This window comes from Mesorhizobium sp. M6A.T.Ce.TU.002.03.1.1 (assembly GCF_003997275.1).
Classification (GTDB): Bacteria; Pseudomonadota; Alphaproteobacteria; order Rhizobiales; family Rhizobiaceae; genus Mesorhizobium; species Mesorhizobium mediterraneum.
The window spans coordinates 1-1,491 of sequence record NZ_RZTI01000273.1 but is presented as its reverse complement, the minus strand read 5'-3'; the positions used below and the strand labels follow the sequence as shown (position 1 = coordinate 1,491).

The 1,491-nt window shown below is 61.6% G+C and carries 1 protein-coding gene and 1 pseudogene; both read right to left on the bottom strand.

The features are described 5' to 3' along the window. Positions 1-232 (bottom strand): annotated as a pseudogene (locus EOC93_RS33435) (peptidoglycan-associated lipoprotein); the annotation flags it as partial. Between the two features lie 284 nt (positions 233-516). After that, on the bottom strand, positions 517-1,491 hold a 975-nt coding region (gene tolB / locus EOC93_RS33430; protein WP_127206748.1), incomplete at its 5' end, for a Tol-Pal system beta propeller repeat protein TolB.

Here is a 1,491-nt window from a genome sequence, read left to right as displayed (position 1 = left end):
GCGTCGTCTGCGCGTCGGCGCGGATCGAGGACGAATCCGTGTCGAAGAAGATGCGGTCGCCGATGTTGACGGTGAAGTCCTGGGCCGATCCGGGCGTTGCCGCTCCGGCGCCGCTGAGACCGAGGTCGGCGGCGCTGTTCGGGGTCTTCTTCGAGGCGCAACCGGCGATGGCGAGCGACGCCACCAGCGCGATCATCACCGGGTTTCTGGTAAGTGCTGCGATACGGCCCATGCCGCCTCTCCTTCGCAATTCGAGTGATTTCGTTGATCGTCCAGTAACCACGTTTGGGTTAACCGGCGTTCAAGAAACACGGTTAAAATTTGGTTTCGGCTGCCGTCCGCAGCCGTTTTGCCAGGGGCCGCCCAAGGGGTCCACAATGTGCGCGGACCCTAGGCGGAAATGCGGCTAAAACGCGACCAAGCCGTGGAAAGGAGTGAATTGAAGAGTTGAGGAATCCCGTTTTCTTCATCTCTTCATCTCTTCAATTCTTCAATTCTTCATTTCTCCAATTCCTCTCACTCGAGCAGCGGCGACCAGGCTGGATCCGACGCGAAATTCGCGGTCGGGATCGACTGTTCGTTGCGGCCGGTGAGATCGACCGAAACGAGTTTCGGACCGCCGGCTGAATCGCGGAAGAACATCAGCACCCGGCCGTTGGGCGCCCAGGTCGGCCCCTCCTGCTGGAAGCCGGTTGAAAGGATGCGCTCACCCGAACCGTCGATGCGCATGACGCCGATCTGGAATTCACCGGCGGTCTGCTTGGTGAAGGCGATCAGATCGCCGCGCGGCGACCACACCGGCGTCGAATAGACGCCGTCGCCGAAGGAGATGCGGGTCTGGCCCGAACCGTCGGCGCCCATCACATAGATCTGCGCGCGGCCGCCGCGGTCGGAAGTGAACACCACCTTGCTGCCATCAGGCGAATAGGACGGCGAGGTGTCAATGGCCGCCGAATTGGTGAGCCTGGTCGTCGAGCGGCTTCTCAAATCCATGGCGAAAATGTTGGAATTGCCGTCGTCGCGCAGCAGGCTCATGATCACCTTCTGGCCGTCGGGCGAGAAGCGCGGTGCAAAGGTCATGCCGGGAAAGTCGCCGACCAGCTCGCGCTGCCCGGTCTCGATCTGCAGCAGATAGACCTTCGGCTGGCCGCTTTCATAGGACATGTAGGTGATTTCCTGCCGGTTCGGCGAGAAACGCGGCGTCAGCACGATCGACTTGCCGTTCGACAGGTAGCGGACATTGGCGCCGTCCTGGTCCATGATGGCGAGGCGCTTCTTGCGCGCATTCTTTGCGCCCGATTCGTCGATGAAGACGACGCGCGTGTCGAAATAGCCCTTCTCGCCGGTCAGCCGCTCATAGATGGCGTCGGCAATGATATGGGCGACGCGCCTTGTATTGGCATCGTTGGCGAAGAACTGCTCGCCCGACATCTGCTGACCGGCAAAGGTGTCCCACAGCCTGTACTGGGCGCGGACGCGGCCGTCGGCCTC